The 26752-nt window shown below is 66.2% G+C and carries 20 protein-coding genes; 7 read left to right on the forward strand and 13 right to left on the reverse strand.

Annotated features, from left to right (window positions below; translation table 11 throughout):
* Positions 1 to 54: 54 nt before the first annotated feature.
* A complete protein-coding gene (locus DELCS14_RS16375) occupies positions 55 to 972 on the forward strand; it encodes a LysR family transcriptional regulator (protein WP_013802646.1) in 918 nt (305 codons plus the stop codon).
* A 9-nt stretch (positions 973 to 981) separates the two neighbouring features.
* On the opposite strand, the gene DELCS14_RS16380 is transcribed toward DELCS14_RS16375, so the two are convergent.
* Positions 982 to 1890 (reverse strand): LysR family transcriptional regulator, encoded by a 909-nt coding sequence (locus tag DELCS14_RS16380; protein WP_193760945.1) that lies wholly within the window; start codon positions 1888 to 1890, stop codon positions 982 to 984.
* Between the two features lie 107 nt (positions 1891 to 1997).
* On the opposite strand from DELCS14_RS16380, the gene tam reads away from it, so the two are divergent.
* Positions 1998 to 2771, forward strand: a complete 774-nt coding sequence (gene tam, locus DELCS14_RS16385; RefSeq protein ID WP_013802648.1) for a trans-aconitate 2-methyltransferase — start codon at positions 1998 to 2000, stop codon at positions 2769 to 2771.
* A gap of 19 nt (positions 2772 to 2790) precedes the next feature.
* Here the strand turns inward: tam and DELCS14_RS16390 are convergent, their stop codons facing one another.
* Positions 2791 to 3186, reverse strand: coding sequence for a VOC family protein (locus DELCS14_RS16390; protein WP_013802649.1), 396 nt, complete (start codon positions 3184 to 3186; stop codon positions 2791 to 2793).
* A 148-nt stretch (positions 3187 to 3334) separates the two neighbouring features.
* Here DELCS14_RS16390 and DELCS14_RS16395 point away from each other — a divergent pair, with 148 nt between their 5' ends.
* The 3 genes from DELCS14_RS16395 to DELCS14_RS16405 are packed head-to-tail and all read left to right on the forward strand — an operon-like array spanning position 3335 to position 5294.
* The gene (locus DELCS14_RS16395) at positions 3335 to 4564 is read left to right on the forward strand and encodes a spore maturation protein (RefSeq protein ID WP_013802650.1); all 1230 of its coding nucleotides are present in this window, start codon (positions 3335 to 3337) and stop codon (positions 4562 to 4564) included.
* Positions 4565 to 4617: 53 nt separating this feature from the next.
* Positions 4618 to 4908 (forward strand): nucleotidyltransferase, encoded by a 291-nt coding sequence (locus DELCS14_RS16400; RefSeq protein WP_013802651.1) that lies wholly within the window; start codon positions 4618 to 4620, stop codon positions 4906 to 4908.
* Positions 4905 to 5294 (forward strand): DUF86 domain-containing protein, encoded by a 390-nt coding sequence (locus DELCS14_RS16405; protein ID WP_013802652.1) that lies wholly within the window; start codon positions 4905 to 4907, stop codon positions 5292 to 5294. The genes DELCS14_RS16400 and DELCS14_RS16405 overlap by 4 nt, the downstream gene beginning before the upstream one ends.
* A 75-nt stretch (positions 5295 to 5369) precedes the next feature.
* Here DELCS14_RS16405 and sbcB read toward each other — a convergent pair whose 3' ends face one another.
* The 5 genes from sbcB to dnaE all read right to left on the reverse strand — a co-directional run bounded on the left by sbcB (position 5370) and on the right by dnaE (position 14829).
* Positions 5370 to 6809 (reverse strand): exodeoxyribonuclease I, encoded by a 1440-nt coding sequence (gene sbcB, locus DELCS14_RS16410; protein WP_013802653.1) that lies wholly within the window; start codon positions 6807 to 6809, stop codon positions 5370 to 5372.
* Positions 6810 to 6846: 37 nt separating this feature from the next.
* Positions 6847 to 8301, reverse strand: coding sequence for a cardiolipin synthase (gene cls, locus DELCS14_RS16415; protein ID WP_012205340.1), 1455 nt, complete (start codon positions 8299 to 8301; stop codon positions 6847 to 6849).
* Between the two features lie 83 nt (positions 8302 to 8384).
* On the reverse strand, positions 8385 to 10721 hold the full coding sequence (gene clpA / locus DELCS14_RS16420) for an ATP-dependent Clp protease ATP-binding subunit ClpA (RefSeq protein WP_012205339.1): 2337 nt from the start codon (positions 10719 to 10721) through the stop codon (positions 8385 to 8387).
* Positions 10722 to 10784: 63 nt separating this feature from the next.
* A complete protein-coding gene (clpS, locus tag DELCS14_RS16425) occupies positions 10785 to 11162 on the reverse strand; it encodes an ATP-dependent Clp protease adapter ClpS (protein ID WP_012205338.1) in 378 nt (125 codons plus the stop codon).
* A 133-nt stretch (positions 11163 to 11295) separates the two neighbouring features.
* Positions 11296 to 14829: a DNA polymerase III subunit alpha gene (gene dnaE, locus DELCS14_RS16430; RefSeq protein WP_013802654.1), complete on the reverse strand. Its 3534-nt coding sequence runs from the start codon at positions 14827 to 14829 to the stop codon at positions 11296 to 11298.
* 212 nt (positions 14830 to 15041) lie between these two features.
* Here dnaE and DELCS14_RS16435 point away from each other — a divergent pair, with 212 nt between their 5' ends.
* Positions 15042 to 15833 (forward strand): outer membrane protein assembly factor BamD, encoded by a 792-nt coding sequence (locus DELCS14_RS16435; RefSeq protein WP_012205336.1) that lies wholly within the window; start codon positions 15042 to 15044, stop codon positions 15831 to 15833.
* Here DELCS14_RS16435 and DELCS14_RS16440 read toward each other — a convergent pair.
* Positions 15796 to 17958, reverse strand: coding sequence for an ATP-dependent DNA helicase (locus DELCS14_RS16440; protein WP_013802655.1), 2163 nt, complete (start codon positions 17956 to 17958; stop codon positions 15796 to 15798). The two genes, DELCS14_RS16435 and DELCS14_RS16440, sit on opposite strands and share 38 nt — an antisense overlap.
* A gap of 136 nt (positions 17959 to 18094) precedes the next feature.
* Here DELCS14_RS16440 and DELCS14_RS16445 point away from each other — a divergent pair, with 136 nt between their 5' ends.
* Positions 18095 to 18865: a protein phosphatase 2C domain-containing protein gene (locus tag DELCS14_RS16445; RefSeq protein ID WP_012205334.1), complete on the forward strand. Its 771-nt coding sequence runs from the start codon at positions 18095 to 18097 to the stop codon at positions 18863 to 18865.
* Between the two features lie 9 nt (positions 18866 to 18874).
* Here the strand turns inward: DELCS14_RS16445 and DELCS14_RS16450 are convergent, their stop codons facing one another.
* The 5 genes from DELCS14_RS16450 to DELCS14_RS16470 form a co-directional block, all read right to left on the reverse strand.
* Positions 18875 to 19603, reverse strand: coding sequence for a hypothetical protein (locus DELCS14_RS16450; RefSeq protein ID WP_013802656.1), 729 nt, complete (start codon positions 19601 to 19603; stop codon positions 18875 to 18877).
* 40 nt (positions 19604 to 19643) lie between these two features.
* Positions 19644 to 20747: a cell division protein ZapE gene (gene zapE, locus DELCS14_RS16455; RefSeq protein WP_013802657.1), complete on the reverse strand. Its 1104-nt coding sequence runs from the start codon at positions 20745 to 20747 to the stop codon at positions 19644 to 19646.
* Positions 20748 to 20844: 97 nt separating this feature from the next.
* Entirely contained in the window at positions 20845 to 22272 is a 1428-nt protein-coding gene (gene lpdA / locus DELCS14_RS16460; protein WP_013802658.1) for a dihydrolipoyl dehydrogenase, read from the reverse strand.
* A 90-nt stretch (positions 22273 to 22362) separates the two neighbouring features.
* Complete coding sequence (gene odhB, locus DELCS14_RS16465) at positions 22363 to 23628, reverse strand: 2-oxoglutarate dehydrogenase complex dihydrolipoyllysine-residue succinyltransferase (protein WP_013802659.1); 1266 nt, start codon at positions 23626 to 23628, stop codon at positions 22363 to 22365.
* A gap of 54 nt (positions 23629 to 23682) precedes the next feature.
* Positions 23683 to 26562 (reverse strand): 2-oxoglutarate dehydrogenase E1 component, encoded by a 2880-nt coding sequence (locus DELCS14_RS16470; RefSeq protein WP_013802660.1) that lies wholly within the window; start codon positions 26560 to 26562, stop codon positions 23683 to 23685.
* Positions 26563 to 26752 lie beyond the last annotated feature (190 nt).

The raw sequence follows: 26752 nt of genomic DNA on the forward strand, positions 1-26752 counted from the left end.
AAAGCCAAGAGAAACACAGGTAATATTTGTTCAAACCACACAAATTCTTTGTTTATGGAAACCAGCTACCTGCACAGCTTCCTGCTCGTGGTCGAGACGGGCTCCATGGCCGAGGCCGCGCGGCGCCTGAACATCACGGCCGCCGCCGTGGCCCAGCAGATCCGCATCCTGGAGCGCGAGTTCGACGCCCCCCTGCTGGCCCGCGCAGGCCGCACCGTGCTGCCCACGCCAGCCGGCCACCGGCTGTCGCAATCAGCCCCGCTGCTGCTGCGCGAGCTGGCCAACGCCAAGACCCATGTCAACCATGAGGGCGCCGACGGCGAGCTGGTGATAGGCACCATCAACACGGCCCTGCACAGCCTGCTGCCCGACATCCTGGCGGGCTTTGTGAAGAAGTGCCCGCAGACCAAGGTCTTCCTGCGCTCGGCCACCACGCGCGAGCTGTACCAGGCCGTGCAGCAGGGCGAGCTGGATGCCGCTGTCTGCCTGCACCCCTCCTTCGCCCTGGCCAAGACCTTCGACTGGACACTGCTGCGCGAGGAGCCGCTGGTGCTGCTGGTGCCGCACCAGCTGGCGCACCTGGACCCGCACACGCTGCTGCGCACCCAGCCGCTGATCCGCTATGACCGCAGCCTCGGCGGCGGGCAAATGGTGGAGCGCTATCTGCGCGCCGCGCAGATTGCGCCGCAGGAACGCTTTGAACTGAGCTCGCTGGTGGCCATTGCCATGATGGTGGAGCGCGGCCTGGGCGTCTCCCTGGTGCCCGACACGGCCCTGAACCTGCCCGATGGCCAGGGCGTGGTGCGTCTGGCCCTGCCCGAGGAATCGCAGTCGCGGCGCTTTGGCGTGATGTGGCTGCGCTCGTCGGCACGGCTGCCGCTGATCCACAGGCTGGTGGACTGCGCACGCACCGTGGTCAAGCAGCGCGGCGGCCCGCGCGCTGCCGCACGCGCAGCAACCAGGACACCATAGTCCGCACCTTCAGGACTCCGCCACGGCCGCCGTGGCAACCAGGTCCTGGAACCTGCGCAGCACGGCCGACGCATCGCCCACGCGCGTGGCCAGATGCAGGGGAGCGGCCAACCCGGGGCACTGGGACAGCGCACGGTAGACAATGCCGTCGCTGCGCAGGCGCTGCATGGAGGCCGGCACGATGGACAGCCCCAGCCCTGCCGAGACCAGGCTCAGCGTGGCCGTCATGCGCGGCGCCTCCTGCACCACGCGCGGGCTGAAACCCGCCTCCAGGCAGGCCTTGAGAATGGCGTCGTACAGGCCCTGCCCTACCCTGCGCCGGTACAGCACGAAATCCTCCGAGGCGAGCTGCGGCAAAGGCACGGGCCGGCGCAATGGGCGTGCCAGCGCATGCCCTGCAGGCAGGGCCAGCAGCATGGGCTCCTCCAGAATCGGCACGGCCTGCAGCCCCTGGCTGCCATGCAGGGGCGAGCGCACAAAGGCCGCGTCCAGCCGCTCGTGCAGCAATGCATCCATGAGTTCACCCGTGCCCGCCTCCTCCAGCGCCACGGCCACGCCGGGCACCTGCTGGCGGAACATGCGCAGCACGCCGGGGACAAAGGGATGCAGCGCGGCAGAGCTGGTGAAGCCCACGGCCAGCCGGCCCGTCTCGCCCCGGGCGGCACGGCGCACCACCTCGGCCAGCACGTCACAGCGCTCCAGCAGCGCCTTGGACTCTTCCAGCAGCGCCAGCCCCGCCGCCGTCGGCCGCACGCCGCGCGGCAGGCGCTGCACCAGCTCCACGCCCAATTCGTGTTCCAGGCCCTGCAGCAATCGCGTCAGCGGCGGCTGCTGCATGCCCAGGCGCTCGGCCGCACGCGTGATGTGGCCTTCCTCGGCGATGGCGACAAAGGCGCGCAGTTGGCGAAGCTCGGGCACATCAATACTTTCAAGGTATGGGAAGACTTCAATTGTGGCATTTGCAATCATGGATGGACGGATTTACGCTCGCGCCCCACAAACACACCTACATGAAAGGCAACACGATGACCTGGTCCGCAAAGCAGTACACAACGTTCGAGCAGGAACGCACGCGCCCCGTGCGCGACCTGGTGGCCGCCATTCCCGATCTGCCTGGCCGCGCCGTGCGGCTGGCCGTGGACCTGGGCTGCGGCCCCGGCAACTCCACCGAGGTCCTGGCCCAGCGCTTCCCCGGAGCCACCGTGACGGGGCTGGACAATTCCGAGGACATGCTGGATGCCGCACGCAAGCGGCTGCCGGGCACGGCCTTCTCCCTGGCCGACATCGCCACCTGGCAGCCCGACCAGCCGCAGGACGTGATCCTGGCCAATGCCTCGCTGCAGTGGCTGCCCGACCACCAGCAGCTTTACCCGCGCCTTGTCAGCCACCTAGCACCCGGTGGCAGCCTGGCCGTGCAGACGCCGGACAACCTGGAAGAACCGGCCCACCGGCTGGCACGCGAAGTGGCCGCCAGCGGCCCCTGGGCGCCCAGGATTGGCGATGTGCGCCACCCCGCACGTCACAGCGCGGACTTCTACTACGCCCTGCTTCGCCCGCACTGCAGCAACGTCGATGTCTGGCGCACCACCTACTTCCACCCGCTGGCGGGCGGCCATGCCGCGGTGGTTGAGTGGTTCAAGGGTTCGGCGCTGCGCCCCTTCGTCGCGCCGCTGGACGCGGAGCAAAAGGCCGGCTTCTACGCAGCGTATCTGCAGGCCATCTCCCAGGCCTACCCCGCGCTGGACGATGGCACGGTGCTGCTGCCCTTCCCCAGGCTGTTCATCGTGGCCAGCCGCTGAAGCGGTGCGCCTTCAGCCCTCAGCGCGCAGGATGCGGCTCGATGAGATCCCACAGATTGCCGTAGAGGTCTTCGAACACGGCCACGGTGCCGTGGGGCTTGCGCTGGGGGTCCTGCACAAAGCGCACGCCGCGCGAGCGGTAGGCCTCGAAGTCGCGCAGGCAGTCGTCGGTCTGCAGGAACAGGAACACGCGCCCGCCGGTCTGGTTGCCCACGCGCGCGGCCTGTTCCTCATTCGTGGCGCGGGCCAGCAGCAGGCGCACACCGCCGCCACCGGGGGCCACGGTGACCCAGCGCTTGCCCTCTGACAGGGCGGTGTCCTCGATCAGCACAAAGCCCAGCGCGCCCACATAAAAGCGCAGCGCCTCGTCATAGTCGCGCACGGCGACGCTCACCTGTCCTATCACCTGGGGCATGGAATCCTTTGCAGCAATGGTGCGGTCCTCGGACCACGGGGCCGCGAGGATAACGGAGCCCTGTCAATGCCCTGCCGCCCTGGCCCGTAAGCCCTGCAGCTGGCCCCACAATGGCGGCTTGCAATTGCCTCGTGAGGGACGGGAAACCATGCTGAATGCCTTGTGGCTGGGCTTTTTTCTGGTGGCGGCCGTGGCTGCGCTGGCGCAATGGCTGGTCGGCGGCCAGGCCGGGATTTTCTCGGCCATGGTGCAGGCGCTGTTTGCCATGGCCAGGCTGTCGGTCGAGGTCATGGTGCTGCTGTTCGGCACGCTGACGCTGTGGCTGGGCTTTCTGCGCATCGCAGAGAAGGCCGGCGTGGTGGAGTGGCTGGCGCGCGTGCTGGGCCCGTTGTTCGCCAGGCTCATGCCCGAGGTGCCGCGCGGCCATCCGGCCCTGGGCCTGATCACGCTGAACTTCGCGGCCAACGGGCTGGGACTGGACAACGCGGCCACGCCCATGGGCCTGAAGGCCATGCGCTCGCTGCAGGAGCTCAATCCCCGGCCCGACACCGCCACCAATGCGCAGATCCTGTTCCTGGTGCTCAACGCCTCGTCGCTGACCCTGCTGCCCGTGACCATCTTCATGTACCGCATGCAGCAGGGTGCGCCCGATCCCACCCTGGTCTTTCTGCCGATCTTGCTGGCCACCTCGGCCTCGACCCTGGTCGGCCTGCTGGCCGTGGCCGCCGTGCAGCGGCTGCCGCTGTGGAGCCCCGTGGTGCTGGGCTATCTGCTGCCGCTGGGCCTGGCGCTGGCGGGCTTCATGGCCTTTCTGGCCACGCTGTCGGCGACCGCGCTGGCGCAGCTGTCATCGCTGCTGGGCAACCTGACGCTGTTTGCCCTGATCGTGCTGTTCGTCAGCCTGGGCGCCTGGCGCAAGGTCGCGGTCTACGACAGCTTCATCGAAGGCGCCAAGGAAGGCTTTGACGTGGCCAAGGGCCTGCTGCCCTACCTGGTGGCCATGCTCTGCGCCGTGGGCGTGTTCCGCGCATCGGGTGCGCTGGAGTACGCGCTGTCGGGCATACGCTGGGTGGTCGATGCCCTGGGCATGGACGCCCGCTTCGTGGACGCCCTGCCCACGGCCCTGGTCAAACCCTTCTCGGGCAGCGCGGCGCGCGCCATGCTGATCGAGACCATGCAGACCCAGGGCGTGGACAGCTTCGCCGCCCTGGTGGCCGCCACCATCCAGGGCAGCACCGAAACCACCTTCTACGTCCTGGCCGTCTACTTCGGCGCCGTAGGCATACAGCGCGCCCGCCACGCCGTGCCCTGCGCCCTCATCGCCGAACTGGCCGGCGTGGTGGCGGCCATCGTGGTCTGCTACAAGTTCTTTGGCTGACAGCACAGTGGATTGCATATCATCTCAACGAGATTCGACAAGAAAGGATGCCTATGCGCCCGTCCGTTGTGCTTGACATGAAGCGAAGTGCGGTGCGCGAAGCGGTCAGCCGCTTTCGCACGGCAAACCCGCGAGTCTTCGGTTCGGTACTGCATGGCACCGACCGGGACGGGAGCGACCTCGACCTGCTGGTCGACGCGCTGCCCGGTGCCACCTTGTTGGACTTGGGTGATCTGGAAGACGAGCTGAAATTGCTGCTCGGCGTTGACGTCGATTTGCTGACGCCCGGTGACCTGCCGTCGAAGTTCCGTGCCAAGGTGCTTGCAGAGGCAAAACCGGTATGAGCGAGAACTACCGCCTGCCTGACTACCTGGACCACATCCAGCAGGCTGCGATCGATGCGCGCAGCTTCGTGGAAGGGTTGACCAAGGAGGACTTCTTCGCCGACAAGCGCTCCCAGCAAGCCGTCATCATGAGCTTCATCATCATCGGCGAGGCAGCCACGAAGGTAATGGACGGCTACGCCAAGTTCACCCAGACGCACCCCGAGGTGCCGTGGCGCAGCATGCGCAATATGCGCAATCGCATGGCTCACGGCTATTTCGACATCAACCTTGATGTGGTGTGGGAGACAGTGCAGGAGTGGCTGCCGGCACTGCTCAGGCAGTTGCCTGCCGTGCGTCTAGATGCTGACGATGAAAACCGCAACGACTCTGGCATGGAACCGTGACTGACAACAGCAAGCTGCCGGTGTTCAGCCCCTCTTCCGTGTTCATGATTGAACCGGCCCCCTGACACTCCAGCGTCAGACCTCCGGCATGATGGCTTCCGCATAGTCATACAGCGCCCCCAGGATTTCCTCGCCGCGCTCGTCGGCAGTTTCCGATAGCTGATCGACCATGGCAAACATCTGCTCGGCCGTGCGTGCGCCGCCCTTGCCGTCGATCAGGCAGGCAGCGCAGTGCTGCAACCAGCGCTGGCGCTCGGCCGGGTTCAGGCTGGCGGGAAAGTTGCGGGCGCGGTAGCGGAACAGCAGTTCGGTCAGGCGGGCATCGTCGAATCCCGTGCGGTCCAGCGCCAGCTCCTGCGCGGACAGGCTGCGCAGGTGGTTCAGGCGGCGCCGGTCCTCGTTGCCCACAAAGCCGCCGTACAGGTCCTGGTCGGCATCCAGCCCTTCCTGCGCAGGGCGCTGGTGAACGGCACGCCACAGCGCGCTCATGTCGGGCAGGTCACGTGCAATGGCCGCATGGCCCATGCACTGCTCCACATCGATGCCCCATTGCGCGGCCATGGCCGGGCTCAGCGTCTTGAGGCTGCCGACCACCATGGGCGACTTGTTGACGTGGATGCTCTTGATGGGCAGGCGCTGCATGCCCTCGGGCAAGTCGGCCGCGCGCGAGAACAGGCGCAGGCGCAGCGTGTCCACGTCAATGGAGGCCAGCTCGGACGGGTCCTGCGCCAGATCCCAGCAGATGATCTCGTTCTTGTTGGTGGGGTGCGTGGCCAGCGGCCACATGACGGCGATGCAGCCGCGCTCGGGCCGGATCATGCCGCTGACGTGCAGGAAGGGCCTGGCATGCGCCGGCTCGGCCGGCAGGCCCATTTCCTGCAGCACGCGGTCCTTCTTGTGCAGCGAGAAGGCGAAGTCGAACAACCTGGGCTGGACCTTGCGGATCAGCCGCGCCAGCCCGATGGTGGCGCGCACGTCGGACAGCGCGTCGTGCGCCTTCTCGTGCAGCAGGCCGTTGGCACGGGCCAGATCCTCGAGCTTGAAGCTCGGAGATCCATCCTCCTTTTTCGGCCAGACAATGCCTTCGGGGCGCAGCGCATAGACCATGCGCACCACGTCGAGCAGGTCCCAGCGCCCGCAGCCGTTTTGCCATTCGCGCGCATAGGGATCGATGAGGTTGCGCCAGAACATGAAGCGCGTGATCTCGTCGTCAAAACGGATGGTGTTGTAGCCCACACCCACGGTGCCTGCCTGGGCCAGTTCTGCCTCGATGCAGGCGGCGAACTGGGCCTCGGGCATGCCCTGCTCCAGGCATTGCTGGGGCGTGATGCCGGTGATCAGGCAGGACTGCGGATCGGGTAGGTAGTCGCCTGCCGGCTGGCAATACCACATGACGGGCTCGCCGATTTCATTGAGTTCCGCATCGGTGCGGATGCCCGCGAATTGCGCGGGCCGGTCATAGCGCGGCTGGGCGCCGAAGGTCTCGTAGTCGTGCCAGAAGAAGGTATGGGCCATCGGGCGAGTATGCCTGCGAAAAACGGGCCACCGGCCCTCACAGCAGGGGCGAACACAGCCGCGCGCCCGAGTCGAACAGGCGCAGCGCAAAGCCCAGGTCGCGCTTGAAATGCACGCGCTGGGCCTGCTCCAGATCGGCCTCGAACTGCTTGGCCAGATCGCCGTTGAGCGCAGGCCCGTAGGCGATGGCGCAGACCTCGTAGTTCAGGAAGAAGCTGCGGTAGTCGAAGTTGGCCGTGCCGATGATGGCGATGTTGTCGTCCACCACCAGGGTCTTGGAGTGCAGCATGCGTGCCTTGTACTCGTAGACGCGCACGCCGCAGCGGATCAGCTCGTCGTAGTAGGAGCGCGCAGCCGCCGTGACCAGGGCCGAGTCCGAACGGCGTGGCACCAGCAGCTGCACATCGACACCGCGCAGCGAGGCATTGGTGAGCGCTGCCAGCGCGGCCTCCGTCGGCACGAAATACGGCGTGGTCAGCCAGACACGTTCCTCGGCCGCGTTGATGGCGGCAAGATGGGCGCGGTAGATGGCCTGCAGGCCGTTGTCGGGGCCCGAGGTGATGATCTGCACGGGCAGCGGGCCCTCGGGCGCATCCGGCAGCAGCAGGTCGATGTCGGCGGGCTCGTTCTTGGGGTCCTTTTCCAGCGCATAGGCCCAGTCTTCGAGGAACACGGTCTGCAGCCAGTTGACGATGGCGCCCTCCAGGCGCAGGTGCACGTCGTGGTAGGCATCGGGCATGACACGCGCGTTCTCTTCGTCGGTCACGTTGACGCCGCCCGTGAAGCCCACCTTGCCGTCGCACACCAGGATCTTGCGGTGGGTACGGAAGTTGATGACCGGGCGCAGGCGCCGGCCGATCTTGGTGCCATGGAACAGTGCGACCTCGGCGCCCGCATCCTCCAGCGGCTGCAGAAAGCGCCGCCCCAGCTTCTTGGAACCCAGGGCATCCACCAGCAGGCGCACCTGTATGCCTGCGCGGGCCCGCTGTATCAGCAGGTCGCGCAGGGCCGTGCCGGTCTGGTCCGGCTCGAAGATGTAGTACTCCAGGTGGATGTGGTGGCGCGCCGCATTCACCGCCTCGATGATGGCGTCAAAGGTGGCAGCGCCGCCCACCAGCAGCCGCAGGTCGGCGGCCGTGCTGACGGGAAAGTCGCTGGTGGCCGCCACCAGCCGCGCGACCTGGTGCAGTCGCTCAGAGCTGCCCGGCATGCGCTCACGCAGGCGCTGCACGCCTGTTCGCACACGCGATGTCTTTCGCGCGCGCAGCCGCTTGATGCGCTGGCGCTTGAGCCGCTGCGGGCCGAAGAAGTAGTAAATGGCCAGCCCGCCCACGGGAATCGCCGCCATGGACAGAAGCCAGCTCAGCGTGGCCACGGGCGCGCTGCGCTGCAGAAGGATCCACACCGCGACGATCACCACATAGACCGACCAGGTCACCGACAGCAGCAGCAGCGCATTCTCATGGGTCAGGTACTGACGAAGCCACTCCACAAAGACTCCTTCGGGCGGATCAAAGAAAAAGCCGGCAGCCCGGGGGGCTGTCGGCTTGCGCGATGGGCATCAGGCGATGCACATCAGTCGGCAGTGGCCTCTTTGGGCTCGGCCGGCTCGGAAGCCGGGTCCTGCTTGGGCTGGGGCGTGATGTCGAGCTTGACTTCGCCCTTGTCGGCATCGTCGGCGTCGGCCACCCAGTCCACTTCCAGGCGGCCACCGTCGACCAACTGCCCGAACAGCAGCTCGTCGGCCAGCGAACGCCGGATGGTGTCCTGGATCAGGCGCTGCATGGGGCGGGCGCCCATGAGCGGATCGAAGCCCTTCTTGGCCAGGTGCTTGCGCAGCGCATCGGTGAAGGTGACCTCCACGCGCTTTTCGGCCAGTTGCTGCTCCAGTTGCAGCAGGAACTTGTCGACCACGCGCAGGATGACCTGCTCGTCCAGCGGCTTGAAGCTGACGATGGCGTCCAGACGGTTGCGGAACTCCGGCGTGAACAGGCGCTTGATGTCGCCCATTTCGTCGCCGGCCTGGCGCGGGTTGGTGAAGCCGATCGAGGCCTTGTTGATGGTCTCGGCGCCCGCGTTCGTGGTCATGATGAGGATCACGTTGCGGAAATCGGCCTTGCGCCCGTTGTTGTCCGTCAGCGTGCCGTGGTCCATGACCTGCAGCAGCACGTTGAAGATGTCCGGATGCGCCTTCTCGATTTCGTCGAGCAGCAGCACCGAATGCGGCTTCTTGGTCACGGCCTCGGTCAGCAGACCGCCCTGGTCAAAGCCCACGTAGCCCGGAGGCGCGCCGATCAGGCGGCTGACGGCGTGGCGCTCCATGTACTCCGACATGTCGAAGCGGATCAGGTCCACGCCCAGGATGTAGGCCAGCTGCTTGGCCGCTTCCGTCTTGCCCACGCCCGTGGGGCCCGAGAACAGGAAGGAGCCGATCGGCTTGTCCGGCTTGCCCAGGCCCGAGCGCGCCATCTTGACCGAGGAGGCCAGCGCTTCCAGCGCCTTGTCCTGGCCGAAGACCACGCTCTTGAGGTCGCGCTCCAGCGTCTGCAGCTTGCTGCGGTCGTCGTTGGACACGTTGGCGGGCGGAATGCGCGCGATCTTGGCCACGATGGCCTCGATCTCGGCCTTGTCGATGGTCTGCTTGCGCTGCTCCACCGGGATGATGCGCTGCGCGGCACCGGCCTCATCGATCACGTCGATGGCCTTGTCGGGCAGGTGGCGGTCATTGATGTACTTGGCCGACAGCTCGGCCGCAGCCTGCAGGGCGGCGGCGGCGTACTGCACGCTGTGGTGCTCCTCGAAGCGCGACTTCAGGCCCTTGAGGATGTCCACGGTCTCGGCCACGGTGGGCTCGACCACATCGACCTTCTGGAAACGCCGCGACAGCGCCGCATCCTTTTCGAAGATGCCGCGGTACTCGGTGAAGGTGGTCGCGCCGATGCACTTGAGCTGGCCGCTGGACAGCGCCGGCTTGAGCAGGTTGGACGCGTCCAGCGTGCCGCCCGAAGCGGCGCCCGCGCCGATCAGCGTGTGGATTTCGTCGATGAACAGGATGGCGTTGGGCCGGTCCTTGAGCGACTTGAGCACGCCCTTGAGGCGCTGCTCGAAATCACCACGGTACTTGGTGCCCGCCAGCAGCGCGCCCATGTCCAGCGAATAGACCACGGCTTCGGTCAGCACCTCAGGCACCTTGCCCTCGGTGATGCGCCAGGCCAGGCCTTCGGCGATCGCCGTCTTGCCCACGCCGGCCTCGCCGACCAGCAGAGGGTTGTTCTTGCGGCGGCGGCACAGGATCTGGATGGTGCGCTCGACCTCGTAGTCGCGCCCGATCAGCGGATCGATCTTGCCGTCCTTGGCCGCCTGGTTGAGGTTCAGCGTGAACTGCTCCAGGGGCGAAGCCTTTTCGTTGCGCTCGCCGCCGGCGCCCTCTTCGGACTCGGCAGGGTTTTCGGCCTTGGCGGGCTCGGGCGGTTCGCCCTTCTTTATGCCGTGGGCAATGAAATTGACCACGTCCAGGCGCGTCACGCCCTGCTGGTGCAGGTAGTAGACGGCGTGCGAATCCTTCTCGCCGAAGATGGCCACGAGCACGTTGGCGCCCGTGACTTCCTTCTTGCCGTTGCCGGTGGATTGCACATGCATGATGGCGCGCTGAATCACACGCTGGAAACCCAGCGTGGGCTGTGTGTCCACCTCATCGGAGCCCGCCACCTGGGGCGTGTTGTCCTTGATGAAGTTGGACAAGGCCGAGCGCAGGTCATCGATGTTGGCTGAGCAGGCGCGCAGCACTTCCGCTGCACTGGGGTTGTCCAGCAGGGCCAGCAGCAGGTGTTCCACGGTGATGAACTCGTGGCGCTGCTGGCGCGCTTCGACAAAGGCCATGTGCAAGCTGACTTCCAGTTCCTGGGCGATCATTGATGACTCCTTTTCGCTTGCTGGGGATTATTGACTGCAACCATAAATCAGGGCGGCCCGGGTTTATTCAACAGGCTCGAACATCGCCTGCAACGGATGGCCTGCCTTCTGGGCCGCCTGCAGCACCTGTTCGACCTTGGTGGCCGCCACATCGCGCGAGTACACGCCGCAGACGCCGCGGCCGTCGAGATGGATCTTGAGCATGATCTGGGTGGCCGTTTCGCGGTCCTTACCGAAGAGTTCCTGCAGGACGATGATGACGAATTCCATGGGCGTGAAGTCATCGTTGAGCATCACGACCTGGTACATCTGCGGCGGCTGGACGCGCTGGCGTCGCCGCTCCAGCACCACGGCACCGTCATCGTCGGACACGGGCCGCACTGTAGGGATGGCAGGAGGGATCGAAGGGGGTTGGGTTGCCATGAAAATCATTCTAGCCATCGGAGCCACTGTTTTCCGGAAGGGATATGCGAGGCATGCCTGAAGAATTCAAGCGCGGTGCCCGCCCGGGCCGGCAAGCACGCACCAAAGCAGTGCCTGCTCGCCGCCATCGGGCGCTGCGCCACCTTGCGGGTTATTCGTAGACCACCTTGACCTGGGCACTGCCGGCCTGGGCGTACCAGGCCGCCAGGGCCGCATCGCTGGGATAGAAGCGGCTGGCATCGCCCAGCGCCAGCTCGCAGCTGGCCGAGCCGCGCTCGTCCTCGCAGACCAGCCCCAGGCGCACTTTCATGCCGCGCTGCAGCTCGCCGTGCTCGCCCTGCTCCACCACGGCGGGGAACTGGCGCAGCAGGCCAAGCACGTCAGGCATCTTCTCGCCCACGCTGACCTGCAGGTAGCGCGCAAAGCGGCAGCGCGCGTCCGCCAGATTCCACAGCTGCTGGGCCTTCATGCGCAGGCCGCCGCTGAAATGGTCAAGCTGCAGGCGCCCGGTGATGACGACGAATTCATCGTCCTTGAGCAGTTCGCGGTAGGTGTTGAGCGTGTTCTCGTCCACCGAGGCCTCGATCACGCCCGAGCCGTCATCGATCTTGAACAGGCCCAGCCGCCCGCGCTGGCCGTTGATGGCGCGGAAGTCGCTGATGATGCCGGCCAGCGTCTGGGGCTCGCGGCTGTCGCGCAGCTCGGCCAGGGGCGTGCGCACGAAGCGGCGCACCTCTTTCTCGACCTCGTCGAACAGGTGGCCCGAGAGGTAGAAGCCCACCGCCGTCTTTTCCTGGGTCAGCCGCTCCTTCACTCCCCAGGGCAGTGCCTCGACCAGCGGCGGCTCCTGGGTGCTGGAGCCCACGGCATCATCGCCCATCATGTCGAACAGGCCGCCCTGGTTGGCATTGGCCAGCGTCTTGTTGCCGAACTCGAAGGCATGGTCGATGGAGGCCACCAGCGACGCCCGGTTGAGCTCGATCGCGTCGAAGGCGCCGCCCTTGATCAGGGCTTCCAGCGTGCGCTTGTTCAGGCGCGTGCGGTCCACGCGCACGCAGAAGTCGGCCAGGCTCTTGAAAGGACCCTTGTCGGCACCGCGCGGCCCCACGCCGCGGCCTTCACGCGCCGCAACGATGGCCTCGATGGCCTGCTGGCCCGTGCCCTTGATGGCGCCCAGGCCGTAGCGGATGACCTTGTCGGTGACGGGCTCGAAACGGTACATGCCGCGGTTGACGTCCGGCGGCTCGAAGCTGATGCCCATCTTGAGCGCGTCTTCGTACAACACCTTGAGCTTGTCGGTGTTGTCCATTTCAACGGTCATGTTCCCGCAGTAGAACTCGGCCGTGTAGTGCACCTTGAGCCAGGCCGTGTGGTAGGCCAGCAGCGAGTAGGCGGCGGCGTGCGACTTGTTGAAGCCGTAGCCCGCGAACTTCTCCATCAGGTCGAAGACCTCGTCGGCCTTGTCCTCGCTGATGCCCTGCTTGGCCGCGCCCTCGCGGAATATCCCGCGGTGCATGACCATTTCCTCGACCTTCTTCTTGCCCATGGCCCGGCGCAAGAGGTCGGCGCCGCCCAGCGAGTAGCCGCCCAGCACCTGGGCGGTCTGCATCACCTGCTCCTGGTAGACCATGATGCCGTAGGTCTCGGCCAGCACCTGCTGGACCAGCGGGTGCGGGTACTCCACCACTTCCTTGCCGTGCTTGCGCGCGACGAAGCTGGGGATCAGGTCCATGGGGCCCGGACGGTACAGCGCGTTCAGTGCGATCAGATCTTCCAGGCGGCTGGGCTTGGCGTCGCGCAGCATGCCCTGCATGCCGCGCGATTCAAACTGGAACACGGCTTCGGTCTTGCCCTCGGAGAACAGGTGGTAGGTGCGCGCATCGTCCAGCGGGATGTTCTCGAAGGCGAAGTTCTCCTGGCCCTTGTGGCGCTTGATGATGAACTCGCGCGCGATCTCCAGGATGGTCAGCGTGGCCAGGCCCAGAAAGTCGAACTTCACCAGGCCCACGGCCTCCACATCGTCCTTGTCGTACATGGCCACGGCCGAGTCGCTGCCCGGCTGCTGGTACAGCGGGCAGAAGTCGGCCAGCTTGCCCGGAGCGATCACCACGCCGCCCGCGTGCATGCCGATGTTGCGAGTCATGCCTTCGAGCTTCTGGGCCATTTCGATCAGGGTCTTGACGTCTTCTTCTTTTTCGATGCGCTCGGCCAGCATGGGCTCGGCCTCGATGGCGTAGGTGTACTTGTCGCCCTCCTTCTTCGGATTGGGCGGGTATTTGAGCGTGACGTGCAGGCCCGGCTTGTTGGGAATGAGCTTGGAGATGCCGTCGCAGAAGGTGTAGCTCATGTCCAGCACGCGGCCCACGTCGCGGATGGCCGCGCGCGCGGCCATGGTGCCGAAGGTGGCGATCTGGCTGACGGCGTCGCGGCCGTAGAGCTGCTTCACATAGTCGATGACGCGGTCGCGGTTGGCCTGGCAGAAGTCCACGTCAAAGTCGGGCATGGACACGCGCTCGGGGTTCAGGAATCGCTCGAACAGCAGGTTGTACTCCAGCGGGTCCAGGTCGGTGATCTTGAGCACGTAGGCCACCAGCGAGCCCGCGCCCGATCCGCGGCCCGGGCCCACGGGGCAGCCGTTGAGCTTGGCCCACTTGATGAAGTCGCCCACGATGAGGAAGTAGCCCGGAAAGCCCATCTTGAGGATGGTGCCGATCTCGAACTCCAGCCGTTCCACGTAGCGCGGGCGCTGCGCCTCGCGCTTGGCGGGATCGGGATACAGGTGGGTCAGGCGGTCTTCCAGGCCGTTGAAGGATTCGCTGCGGAAGAACTCGTCCATGGTCATGCCGTCAGGCACGGGGAAATTGGGCAGCTGCGGCTTGCCCAGCACCAGGGTCAGGCTGCAGCGGCGCGCGATTTCCACGGTGTTGGCAATGGCGCTGGGAATGTCGGCGAACAGCGCCTGCATCTGCGCGGCGGTCTTGAAATGCTGGTCGCGCGTGAAGCGGCGCACGCGCTTGGGGTTGGCCAGGATCTCACCCTCGGCGATGCACACGCGCGCTTCGTGGGACTCGTAGTCGTCGGGGCCGAAGAACTGGATGGGGTGCGTGGCCACCACGGGCAGGTTCAGCCGCTCGGCCAGTTGCACGGCAGCCAGCACGTGCGCCTCATCGTCCTGGCGGCCGGCGCGCTGCAGTTCGATGAAGAAGCGGTGCGGGAACATGCCTGCCAGCCGCTGGGCCACGGCGGCTGCGCCGGCCTCGTCGCCGCGCATCAGCGCCTGGCCCACGGGGCCGGCCTGGGCACCGGCCAGCACGATCAGCCCCTCGCCCAGCTCCTGCAGCCAGGCCCAGGTGTGCACGGCCTGGCCCTTGACCACGTTGCGGGTCCAGCCACGGGCCAGCAGTTCGGACAGGTTGTGGTAGCCCAGCGGGCTTTGCACCAGCACGATGATGCGCGAGACGGCGGCGCCGTTCTCGCCTTCGATCTGGATTTCCGCGCCCAGCACGGGCTTGACGCCCTTGGCCCGCCCTTCGCGGTAGAACTTGACGCCGCCAAACAGGTTGTTGAAGTCTGTGACGGCCAGTGCGACCTGCCCATCCTCGGCGGCGGCCTTGACGATGGCATTGATGCGGTTGGTTCCGTCCACGACGGAGAATTCGGTGTGCAGGCGCAAATGGACAAACATATGGGCGCCATTGTAGAAAGCTCCGCAAGGCCGGGACCCGTTCACGGCCATGCCTTTGCCGCCGCCCCCGCCTGCGGGGCGGTCATCGCAGGCCGTTACAATGCTCCGGCCCGGTTGCGGGAAAATCAGGCTTTGTGCGGCCCCTCAGCGCGGCCCGCGTCCCTGCCCGCCAACCCTCTCACTGCCCTTCGATTGCCCGAGAAACGTCCACCATGCAGCGTATTCCCCTGTCCATCGTTCCCGCCATGCTGGTCGCAGGCGTTCTGACAGCCTGCTCCAGTACGCAGCAAGACCCTACTGCCAAGTGGACCCCGGACCGCATCTATACCGAGGCCCGCGACGAAGCCGCCTCCGGCGCGTTCGACAAGGCCGTTCCGCTGTTCGAGAAGCTCGAAGGCCGTGCCGCCGGCACGCCCCTGGCCCAGCAGGCCCAGCTCGACAAGGCCTATGCCCAGTACAAGAGCGGCGACAAGATCCAGGCCACCGCCACGCTGGACCGCTTCCTGAAGCTGCATCCGGCCAGCCCCGCCACCGACTACGCCCTCTACCTGAAGGGCCTGGTCAACTTCAATGACAACCTGGGCATGTTCTCCTGGCTGTCGCGCCAGGATCTGTCCGAGCGTGACCAGAAGGCCGCCAAGGACTCGTTCGAGTCCTTCCGCGAGCTGGTGACGCGCTTCCCCGAGTCGCGCTACGCCGAGGATTCGCGGCTGCGCATGCAGTACATCGTCAACTCTCTGGCGCAGTACGAAGTGCATGTGGCCCGCTACTACTACGGACGCGGCGCCTACGTGGCCGCCATCGCGCGCGCGCAGACGGCCGTCAAGGACTACCAGGGCGTGCCCGCCGTGCGCGAGGCCATGCAGATCCTGGTGAATTCATACGACGCCCTGGGCATGACGCAGTTGCGCGACGACGCGCAACGCGTGCTGACCGCCTCCTACGGCCAGGAGTCCGACCAGGACCTCACGGCAAAGCAGAAGTCGTGGTGGAAGCTGTGGTGATCTGCGGCGCAGGCTGCGCCAGCGCCTGCAGGGCCTGAACGAAGGCCGCCTCGTCCACCAGAGTCCGCATGGGCGGCAGCGCGGCACGCAGCCGCCGCCCGTAACCCATGGTGGCCAACCGGGAATCACAGACCACGAGCACGCCGCGATCCGTCTCGCGCCGGATCAGGCGGCCGGCGCCCTGCTTGAGCGCCATGGCGGCCTCGGGCAGCATGTAGTCGGCAAAGGCCTGACGCCCCACGGATTCCAGACTGCGCGAACGCGCCTCGACCAGCGGATCGTCGGGCGGCGGAAACGGCAGCTTGTCGATGACCACCAGCTGCAGCGCATCGCCCGGCAGGTCCACCCCCTCCCAGAAAGTGGCCGAGGCCACGAGAATGCAGCCCCGCCCCGGGCCTTCCCTGCCTTCTCCGGCCGCGATAAAGCGCTCGATCAAGGCCAGCTTGGGCGCCTGCCCCTGGACCAGCACATCCAGTTCACCAAACAGCCCCAGCGACTGCTGCAGTGCATCGCCTATGGCGTGCAGCGCACGCAGCGTGGTCGTCAGCACCAGCGTGCGCCCGCCCAGGCGCTGGGCGGCATCCAGCGCCAGGCGCGCCACCTCGGTGCTGTGCGTGGCACTGCCGGCCTGGGCGAAGGGCCGGGGCACGTAGAGCGCTGCCTGCCGCGCATAGTCAAAGGGACTGTCCACGCGCAGCACCTGGGCCTCGCGCAGGCCGCAGGGCTCGGTGAACCAGCTCAGGCGCTCGTCGTCACCCAGCGTGGCCGAGGTGAAGATCCACGCGGTGCCCGATGGCTGCCGAGGCAGGCCTGCAGCTTCGGGAACGGGTACGGGCGCGCCTTCTTCCTGTTCTTGTGGCTCGGGCTCGGGCTGTGCATCCTCTCGCTCCTGATCTGCCGATCCCTCCTGCTCCTGCGTCAACCCCAGCAGCCGCGTGCGCATGATGTGCGCAATGGTCAGCGGAGACTCCAGCATGCGCATCTGCTGGCTGCCCAGCTCCAGCCAGCGCACCGTGTCCTGCACGGCGGCGGCGGCAAAGGTGGCCAGGCGCCGCAGCAGCTCGTTGCCGCGCTCGAACAGCCTGCGCAGTTCGGGGTCGCTGACCTGCAGTTGCACCAGCGGCTCCAGCAATGCCCGCAGGCTGCGCCCCAGTGTGACCAGGGCGGTGCGCCAGCGCTGCGCGTCCAGCCCCTGCGGCGTCACGCCCTGCCAGGGCAGGCGCCCGCCCACCGGGGGCTTGCCTGCCGCCAGTCGCAGCTCGCGCAAGGCCTGCTCCACACGTGCCGAAAGCTGCATCCAGTCGGCCATGCCGCGCGCCAGTTCCTGGCCGGCGCGCAGCACATCGCGGGCATAGCCCGTCAGTTGCTGGCCCGACAGGCTCTGGCCCGCGAACTGCACGCCGGTGTCGTTGAGCTGGTGGGCCTCGTCCACCACGACCACGCCCACGCTGGGCAGCAACTGGGCCACGCCCGACTCGCGCACATCCAGGTCGGCAAACATCAGGTGGTGGTTGATGACCACCACGTCGGCCTCCAGCGCAGCGCGGCGGGCCACGTTGACATGGCAGTCCTGCCAATGCGGGCAGTCGGAACCCAGGCAGTTGTCGCGTGTGGAAGTGACCAATGGCAGCGCGGGCGAGCGCTCGTCCAGCGCGGGCAACTCGCCCAGGTCGCCCGTGCGCGTGGTGCGTGCCCATCGCTCGACCAGGGCAACGCTGCGCAGCACCTGCGGGTCCTGCGGCGCCGTGCGGCCCTGGCGCACACGCTCCAGCCGCTCCATGCACAGGTAGGCGCTGCGGCCCTTGAGGCGCGCCATGCGCAGCGGCATGCCCAGCGCGGCAACGAGGCGCGGCAGATCGCGGGCATACAGCTGATCCTGCAGCGCGCGCGTGGCCGTGGACACCAGCACGCGCTGGCCGCTGAGCAGGGCTGGCACCAGGTAGGCATAGGTCTTGCCCACGCCCGTGCCGGCCTCGACCACCAGGGTCTGGCGCTGCTCGATGGCCTGGGCCACGGCCAGGGCCATGCGGGTCTGCCCCTCACGCGGCAGGAATAGCGCCTCGGCGCGCGACAGCAGGCCTTGCGGCGCGAAGGCCGCCTGCACGGCGGCGGTCAGGGAATGCAAAGGGCGGGTCCGTTTGTTGAAAAAGAGAGCGCCGCCGGGGTGCGGCGGGCCAGCGCCGGGGACGGTGCTCCGATAATATGCGCCATGACATTGGTGTGCCCATCCACCGCCCCAAGAGCCCACCAAACCAGAGACCATGCAGCCAGCGTACCGACTCCAAGCCGCCACAGGCATCCATCGCGGTGACAGGCAATACCAGCAAGACCAGGTGATGCTCATGGCCCACCCCTATGTACACGGCTGCCTGCTGGGCGTGCTGGCCGACGGCATGGGCGGGCGCAGTGGCGGGCGCAAGGCCTCCGACCAGGTCATGCTCACGGCGCGCCAGCTGTTCGAGCGCTTCGAGCCGGGCAAGGAGGACTGCACGGCGCTGCTGGAGAGCATCGTCCACGAGTCGCACATGGTGATCCGGCTGACGGCCATTTCGGCCGAGCAGGAGCCGCACAGCACCATTGCCGCCTTCGTGCTGCTGCCCCAGGGCCGCTGCCACTGGGTGCATTCGGGCGATTCGCGCATCTACCACTACCAGGGCGCGACCATGGTCCACCGCACCAAGGACCACTCCTACGTCCAGTCCCTGGTGGACAGGGGAGAACTCACCGAATTCGAGGCCCATGTGCACCCCAAGTCCAACATCCTGCTGGGCTGCCTGGGCACCGAGGCCGAGCCGCCCATGAGCCACCACGTGATCGAGCACGTGCACCCGGGCACCACGCTCATGGCCTGCAGCGACGGCGTCTGGCACTACTACACGGCGGAGGAACTGGGCACCGTGCTCAACGCGCTCACGCCGCGCGAGGCAACTGAGTTCCTGATCGACAAGGCACGCGTGCGCGCCCAGGGCGGGGGTGACAACCTGTCGCTGGTGGTGCTCAAGCTCGAGGCACTGGAGCCGGTGACGGCCTGACCACCGGACTCAGGGCGCCGCAGGCGCGGGAGGCGCAGGCAGTGGCGCTGCCTGCGGGCCGCGATCACGGGCGGCATCGGCGGCGCGGGCCTTGCGCTCGGCAGCCTCTTTTTGCTTGGCCTCGAACTGGGCGCGGGCAGCAGCTCGCCGCTCCTGCTCCTGCGCGGACTGGCGCTGCTCGATCTGCGCCTGGCGATCACGCTGGTGGCTGGCCTGCTGGGCTGCGCGCTGCTGTGCGTCCTGGGCACGCTGGGCCCTGATGGCCTGGGTGTCGCGCTGGGCGGCCGGTGGCCGCTCCTTGGCTTGCATGGACGAGGCGGCCTTCTGCGCCTTCTTGGCCTCGATATCCTCAAGGCGCTGGGCGGCGCGCTCCTTGCGCTCCTCGTCGTTGATCTGCAGCTCGCGTTCGCGCAGTGGCTTGTCCTGCTCGCGGGCCTCTTCGCGCGCCTGCCTGAGGCAGTCTTCCACGGCAAAGCGCTGGTAGCACTCGGACTCCAGGGCCGTGCGCCGCCTGTCGATGACGGCACGCTGGGCCGCGATCTCGGCGCGTGCAGCCTTGCGCTCGGCCTGGACCTGCTTTGCAGCCTGGGCGCGTTCCTGCCGCGCATCGGTATCGCTATCCGCGCCAGCCTCCGCAGCCATCGCCGGGCCGGCCAGGACAAGGCAGGCCAGCGCAGCGCCCAGGGGAGCGGGCAGTTTCTTCAAAAGGGCGAAAGCAGAGGTAGGCAGTTTCAGCATGTACAGGTCCGGCAAACGACGCCAGCGGCCGGGACCGGCCTCAGGTCAGGCTGGTATCCACCACACGGCGCTCCAGCGCCAGGAATTCCTTGGACTGCATCTCGTTCAGGCGCGATACGGTGCGGGGGAACTCATGGGCCAGCGGACCCTCAGTGTAAAGCTGCTCGGGCGGCACGGCGGCCGAGATGACCAGCTTGACCCTGCGGTCGTACAGCACGTCCACCAGCCAGGTGAAGCGCCGCGCGGGCGATGCCATGTTGACCGGCATATAGGGCACGTCGGACAGCAGCACGGTGTGGAACTGGCTCGCGATCTCCAGGTAGTCGTTCTGCGAGCGCGGGCCGCCGCACAGCTCGCGGAAGTCGAACCAGACCACGCCACCGGCGCGGCGGCGCGCACGGATCTCGCGCGCCTCGATGTGCAGCACGGGGTCTTCGTCCTTGACTTCGGCCAGCTTGTCGAAGGTTTCGGTCATGGCCGCATCGGCCTGTGCACCCAGGGGCGTGTGATAGAGCCGGGCGTTTTCCAGCGTGCGGCGGCGGTAGTCCGTGCCGTTGTCCACGTTGACGACTTCCATGCGCTCGTTGAGCAGGTCGATGGCCGGCAGGATGCGGTCGCGGTGCAGGCCGCCCGGATACAGCTCGTCGGGCTTGAAGTTGGAGGTGGTGACAAAGCCCACGCCGTTGGCGAACAGCGAGACCAGCAGCCGGTGCAGGATCATCGCGTCCGTGATGTCGGCGACGTGGAATTCGTCGAAGCAGATCAGCTTGTACTTCTTGGAGATGCGCGCACCCAGCACGTCCAGCGGGTTCTGCGTGCCCTGCAGCACGGCGAGCTCGCGGTGGACCTCGCGCATGAATTCGTGGAAATGCAGGCGCACCTTGCGCCTGAGCGGCACGGCATTGAAGAAGCAGTCCATGAGAAAGCTCTTGCCGCGCCCCACCCCGCCGTACATGTAGACGCCGCGGGGAATCTCGGGATGGTTGATGAGCTTCTTGAAGGCGTTGGAGCGGCGCTGGCGGTAGACCGCCCAGTCGTCGGCACAGCGCTGCAGCGCCTCGACGGCGCGCAACTGCGCAGGATCACTGTGAAAGCCCTTGGCTACCAGTTCGGCCTCGTAGGCCTCTCGCACTGAAACGCTCATGCAGCATCAACCATTCGCTATGTATTCAGAAGCTGAAAACGCTTGCAGGGCAAGCGCTTTCAGGTCTTTGGCTTGGGCTAGATGGCTAGCCTGGCACTCAGAAATTCAGAGTGCGCTTGTCGACGGCCAGTGCCGCTTCCTTGGTGGCCTCGGACAGCGAGGGGTGGGCATGGCAGATGCGGGCGATGTCTTCGCTCGATGCCTTGAACTCCATGGCGACCACGGCTTCGGAGATCAGCTCCGAGACCATGGGGCCGACCATGTGCACGCCCAGGATTTCGTCGGTCTCGGCATCGGCCAGGAACTTGACCATGCCCGTGGTATCACCCAGGGCGCGCGCGCGGCCGTTGGCCAGGAAGGGGAAGGTGCCAGCCTTGTACTTGACGCCCTGCTCCTTCAGTTGCTGCTCGGTGCGGCCCACCCATGCGATTTCGGGGCTGGTGTAGATCACCCAGGGAATGGTGCCGAAGTTCACATGGCCATGCTGGCCGGCAATGCGCTCGGCCACTGCCACGGCCTCTTCCTCGGCCTTGTGCGCCAGCATCGGGCCGCGCACCACGTCGCCCACGGCCCAGACGCCGGGCAGGCTGGTCTTGCAGTCGTCATCGACCACGACGCAGCCGCGCTCGTCCAGAGCCAGGCCCACGGCCTCGGCATTGAGGCCGGCCGTGTTGGCGGTGCGGCCGATGGAGATGATCAGCTTGTCGGCCTCCAGCGCCTGGGCTTCACCCTTGGCGTTGGTGTAGGCGATGGACACGCCCTTCTTGCCGCTCTTGATTTCGCCGATCTTCACGCCCAGCTCGATCTTCAGGCCCTGCTTGTCGAACGCCTTCTTGGCTTCCTTGGCGATCTGCTCGTCCACGGCGGACAGGAACTTGTCCATGCCTTCGAGCACGACCACTTCCGTGCCCAGGCGGCGCCAGACCGAGCCCATTTCCAGGCCGATCACGCCAGCGCCGATCAGGGCCAGCTTCTTGGGGGCCTTGCCCAGGCGCAGAGCGCCGTCGTTGGACAGGATGTTCTCTTCATCGAAGGGCACGCCGGGCAGCGCGCGGGCGCTGGAGCCCGTGGCGACCACGATCTGCTTGCCCGTCAGCACTTCCTCTTCCTTGCCGGCAACCTTGATCTCGTAGCCGCCCTCGACCGCCTTGACGAACGAGCCACGGCCGTGGAAGAAGGTGACCTTGTTCTTCTTGAACAGGTACAGGATGCCGTCGTTGTTCTGCTTCACGACCGCATCCTTGCGGGCGATCATCTTGGCCACGTCCATCTCGACCTTGCCGGTGGAGATGCCATGGTCGGCAAAGTGCAGATTGGCGTGCTCGAAGTGCTCGGACGACTGCAGCAGGGCCTTGGAGGGAATGCAGCCCACGTTGGTGCAGGTGCCGCCCGGAGCGGCGCCGCCCGCGGCGTTCTTCCACTCGTCGATACAGGCCACGTTGAAGCCCAGTTGTGCGGCACGGATGGCGGCGATGTAGCCACCAGGGCCCGCGCCGATGACGATGACGTCGAATTGCTTGCTCATTTCAGGAATCTCTTGTCTGTGATGCATGAAAAAACCCACCGCAGGGCACGCGGCCAAGGGTGGGTTTTCGTCGTGTCGAACCCTGTGGAATTACAGGTCGAACAGCAGGCGCGAAGGATCTTCCAGCGCGTCCTTCATGGCCACCAGGCCCAGCACGGCTTCGCGGCCGTCGATGATGCGGTGGTCATAGGACATGGCCAGATAGTTCATCGGGCGGACCACGACCTGGCCGTTCTCGACCATGGCGCGGTCCTTGGTGGCGTGCACGCCCAGGATGGCCGACTGGGGCGGGTTGATGATGGGGGTGGACATCATCGAGCCGAAAGTGCCGCCGTTGGAGATGGAGAAGGTGCCGCCGGTCATGTCTTCAATGCCCAGCTTGCCGTCTGCCGCCTTCTTGCCGAATTCGGCAATCTTCTTTTCGATGTCGGCGAAGCTCATCTGGTCTGCATTGCGCAGGATGGGCACCACCAGGCCACGGGGCGAACCCACGGCGATACCGATGTCGAAGTAGCCGTGGTAGACGATGTCGTTGCCGTCCACGGAAGCATTGAGCACGGGGTACTTCTTCAGGGCGTGCACTGCCGCCTTGACGAAGAAGGACATGAAGCCCAGCTTGGTGCCGTGTTCCTTGGTGAAGGCATCCTGGAACTTCTTGCGCAGATCCATCACCGGGGCCATGTTCACTTCGTTGAACGTGGTCAGGATGGCGTTGGTGGACTGCGACTGCAGCAGGCGCTCGGCCACACGGGCACGCAGGCGGCTCATGGGCACGCGCTGCTCGGGACGGCCGCTGAGGTCTTCCTTGGCAGCGGGAGCCGACACCTGGGGCAGCGCCTTGGTGGGCACGCCGGTGGGGATGACGGCAGCCGTGGACTGCACGCCGCCCTTGACGGCGGCCAGGGCGTCGCCCTTGGTCACGCGGCCATCCTTGCCGGAGCCAGCCACGTTGGCGGCCGACAGGTTGTTCTCGGCCAGCAGCTTGGCAGCGGCGGGCATGGCGACATCGCCCTTGCTGCCGCCAGTGGCAGCAGCAGCGGCGGGAGCAGCAGCAGGCGCTGCGGCAGCGGGAGCGGCGGCTGCGGCAGGAGCGGCGGCGGCCACGCCGGCCACGCCTTCGGTGTCGATCTTGGCAATCAGTTGCTCGGCCACCACGGTGGCGCCGTCACCTTGCACGATCTCGGCCAGCACGCCAGCGGCGGGTGCGGGCACTTCGAGCACGACCTTGTCGGTTTCGATTTCGATGAGGATCTCATCGATTGCAACCGCTTCGCCGGCCTTCTTCTTCCAGGTCAGCATGGTGGCCTCAGCGATGGACTCGGACAGCTGGGGAACTTTGACTTCAACGATAGCCATTTGTGATTCTTTCCAAAAGTGTTCTGTACTGATACGTAGCGGGTGGGGGCTGCCTTACTTGTTCAGGACAAAACCCTTGAGCTTGGAGAACGCGCCTTCCACCAGGGCCTTTTGCTGCTCCTGGTGCAGGTGTGCGTAACCCACGGCGGGCGATGCCGAGGCAGCGCGGCCGGAGTAGCCCAGCTTCTGGCCATCGAGCATGTTCTCGTGGATGTAGTGCTGCACGAAGAACCAGGCGCCCTGGTTCTGCGGCTCGTCCTGGCACCAGACGATCTCGGTGGCGTTGCCGAACTTCTTGAGTTCAGCGGCGAAAGCCTTGTGCGGGAAGGGGTACAGCTGTTCGACGCGGATGATGGCGACGTCCTTGCTTTCCTTCTCGGCGCGCTTCTTGACCAGGTCGTAGTAGACCTTGCCCGAGCATGCGATCACGCGCTTGACCTTGGCCGCGTTCTTCACGACGGCTTCGTCCTGCTCGGGGATCACGGTCTGGAAACCACCGCTGGTGAATTCGGACAGCGGCGAGGTCGCATCCTTGTTACGCAGCAGCGACTTGGGCGTCATGATGACCAGCGGCTTGCGCAGCGGGCGCACCATCTGGCGACGCAGCACGTGGAAGATCTGGCTGGCCGTGGTGGGCTGCACGATCTGCATGTTGGCGTCGGCGGCCAGCTGCATGAAGCGCTCCAGGCGTGCCGAGCTGTGCTCGGGGCCCTGGCCTTCATAGCCGTGCGGCAGCATCAGCGTCAGGCCGTTGATGCGGCCCCACTTGACTTCACCGGAGGCGATGAACTGGTCGATCACCACCTGGGCGCCGTTGGCGAAGTCGCCGAACTGGGCTTCCCAGATCACCAGGGTGTTGGGATCGTTCGACGCGTAGCCGTACTCGAAGCCCAGCACGGCCTCTTCGGACAGGATGGAGTCGATGACGGTGAACGGAGCCTGGCTGTCGGCAACGTTCTGCAGCGGGATGTAGGTGCCTTCGCTCCACTTTTCACGCTTTTGGTCATGGATGACCGAGTGGCGGTGGGTGAAGGTGCCACGGCCGCAGTCCTCGCCCGACAGGCGCACGGGGTAGCCCGATGCGACCAGCGATGCGAAGGCCATGTGCTCGCCCATGCCCCAGTCCACGTTGACATCGCCGCGGCCCATGGCTGCGCGGTCGTCATAGACCTTCTTGACCAGCGCGTGCGGGGTCACGGTCTCGGGGATCGTTGTGATGCGTTCGGCCAGGCGCTTCCATTCGGTCAGCGGGATGGCGGTGTCGCCAGCGTCGGTCCAGGTCTTGCCCAGGAACGGGCTCCAGTCCACGGCGTACTTGCTCTTGAAGTTCGTCAGCACCGGGTCCACGGTGTGGCGGCCTTCGTCCATGGCGGCACGGTAGGCCTTGGCCATGTCGTCGCCCAGCGATTCGCCCAGGCCTTGCGTGGCCAGCTTGTCGGCGTACAGCTTGCGGGTGCCGGGGTGGGCGCCGATCTTCTTGTACATCAGCGGCTGGGTCAGGGCAGGCGTGTCCTGCTCGTTGTGGCCCAGCTTGCGGAAGCAGACGATGTCCACGACCACGTCCTTGGAGAATTCCATGCGGAATTCCAGCGCCAGCTGCACGGCCAGTGCCACGGCTTCCGGATCATCGCCGTTCACGTGCAGCACGGGCGACTCGATCATCTTGACGATGTCGGTGCAGTACAGCGTGGAGCGGGTATCGCGCGGATCGGAGGTGGTGAAGCCGATCTGGTTGTTGATGATGATGTGCACCGTGCCGCCCGTGGTGTAGCCACGGGTCTGGGCCAGCGCCAGGGTTTCCTGGTTCACGCCCTGGCCGGCAAAGGCGGCATCGCCGTGCACCAGCACGGGCAGCACTTGCTTGCCGTGCGGGTCGTCGCGGCGGTCCATGCGCGAGCGCACCGAGCCTTCGACCACGGGGTTGACGATTTCCAGGTGCGAGGGATTGAAGGCCAGCGACAGGTGGACAGGGCCGCCAGCGGTGGACACATCGGAGCTGAAGCCCTGGTGGTACTTCACGTCGCCCGAGGGCAGGTCTTCGGGGGCAGTGTGATCGAACTCGGCGAACAGGTCCTTGGGCATCTTGCCCAGGGTGTTGACCAGCACGTTCAGGCGGCCGCGGTGGGCCATGCCGATCACGACTTCCTGCACGCCCTTCTGGCCGGCAGCGTTGATCAGCTCGTCCATGGCGACGATGAAGCTTTCGCCACCTTCCAGCGAGAACCGCTTTTGGCCGACGTACTTGGTGTGCAGATAGCGTTCCAGGCCTTCGGCAGCCGTCAGGCGGTCGAGGATGCGCTTTTTCTGGCTGGCGTCAAAGCTGGGCTTGGTACGGCTGGTTTCCAGCTTTTGCTGCCACCAGCGCTTTTGCGTCTGGTCGGTGGCATACATGTACTCGGTGCCCAGGGTGCCGCAGTAGGTCTCGCGCAGCGCGTTCATCAGCTCGCGCAGCGACATGCTTTCCTTGCCGAAGAAGGTGTTGCTCGTGTTGAACACCGTTTCCTGGTCGGCATCGGTGAAGCCGTAGAACGACGGCTCCAGCTCGGGAATTTCGGGGCGCTCGGTGCGCTTGAGGGGATCGAGATCGGCCCAGCGTGCGCCGACATTGCGGTAGGCGGCGATCAGCTGCTGGACGGCGGTGCGCTTGCGGCCCAGCTCGGAGTCGGCGCCGGAGGCCACGACCACCTTGGTGCCGCCTTGCTTGGCGCGCTCGGCGAAAGCGTTGATGACGGGCTGGTGCGGGACGTCCTTGGAGTCCGTGCCGTCGACTGCGGGCACATGTTGCAGTGCATCAAAGTACTCGCGCCAGGAATCCGGCACGCTACCGGGGTTGGCCAGGTAGTTCTCGTACATTTCTTCGACGTAGGGGGCATTGCCGCCGAAGAGGTAAGTATTGCCTTGATAGGCTTGGTAGACCGACGTCTGATCGCTCATATTGCGCTGACCTCCGCCTCCCTGAAGGAGGCATTAGCTGGTTTGTAGAACCTTCCGCGACACGGCTGTACCGATTGGCGGATGCGACTGTGGCTGGGGAAGGGCCTGGTTGCGACCGCCATTGTGCCACCGTTCAAACATCGCAGCAGGGCAGTTACCAAGCGATTACCTGGACCCTCCGGGAGTTCCC

Origin of the sequence: Delftia sp. Cs1-4, from assembly GCF_000214395.1 — a bacterium.
Taxonomy (GTDB): Bacteria; Pseudomonadota; Gammaproteobacteria; order Burkholderiales; family Burkholderiaceae_C; genus Comamonas; species Comamonas acidovorans.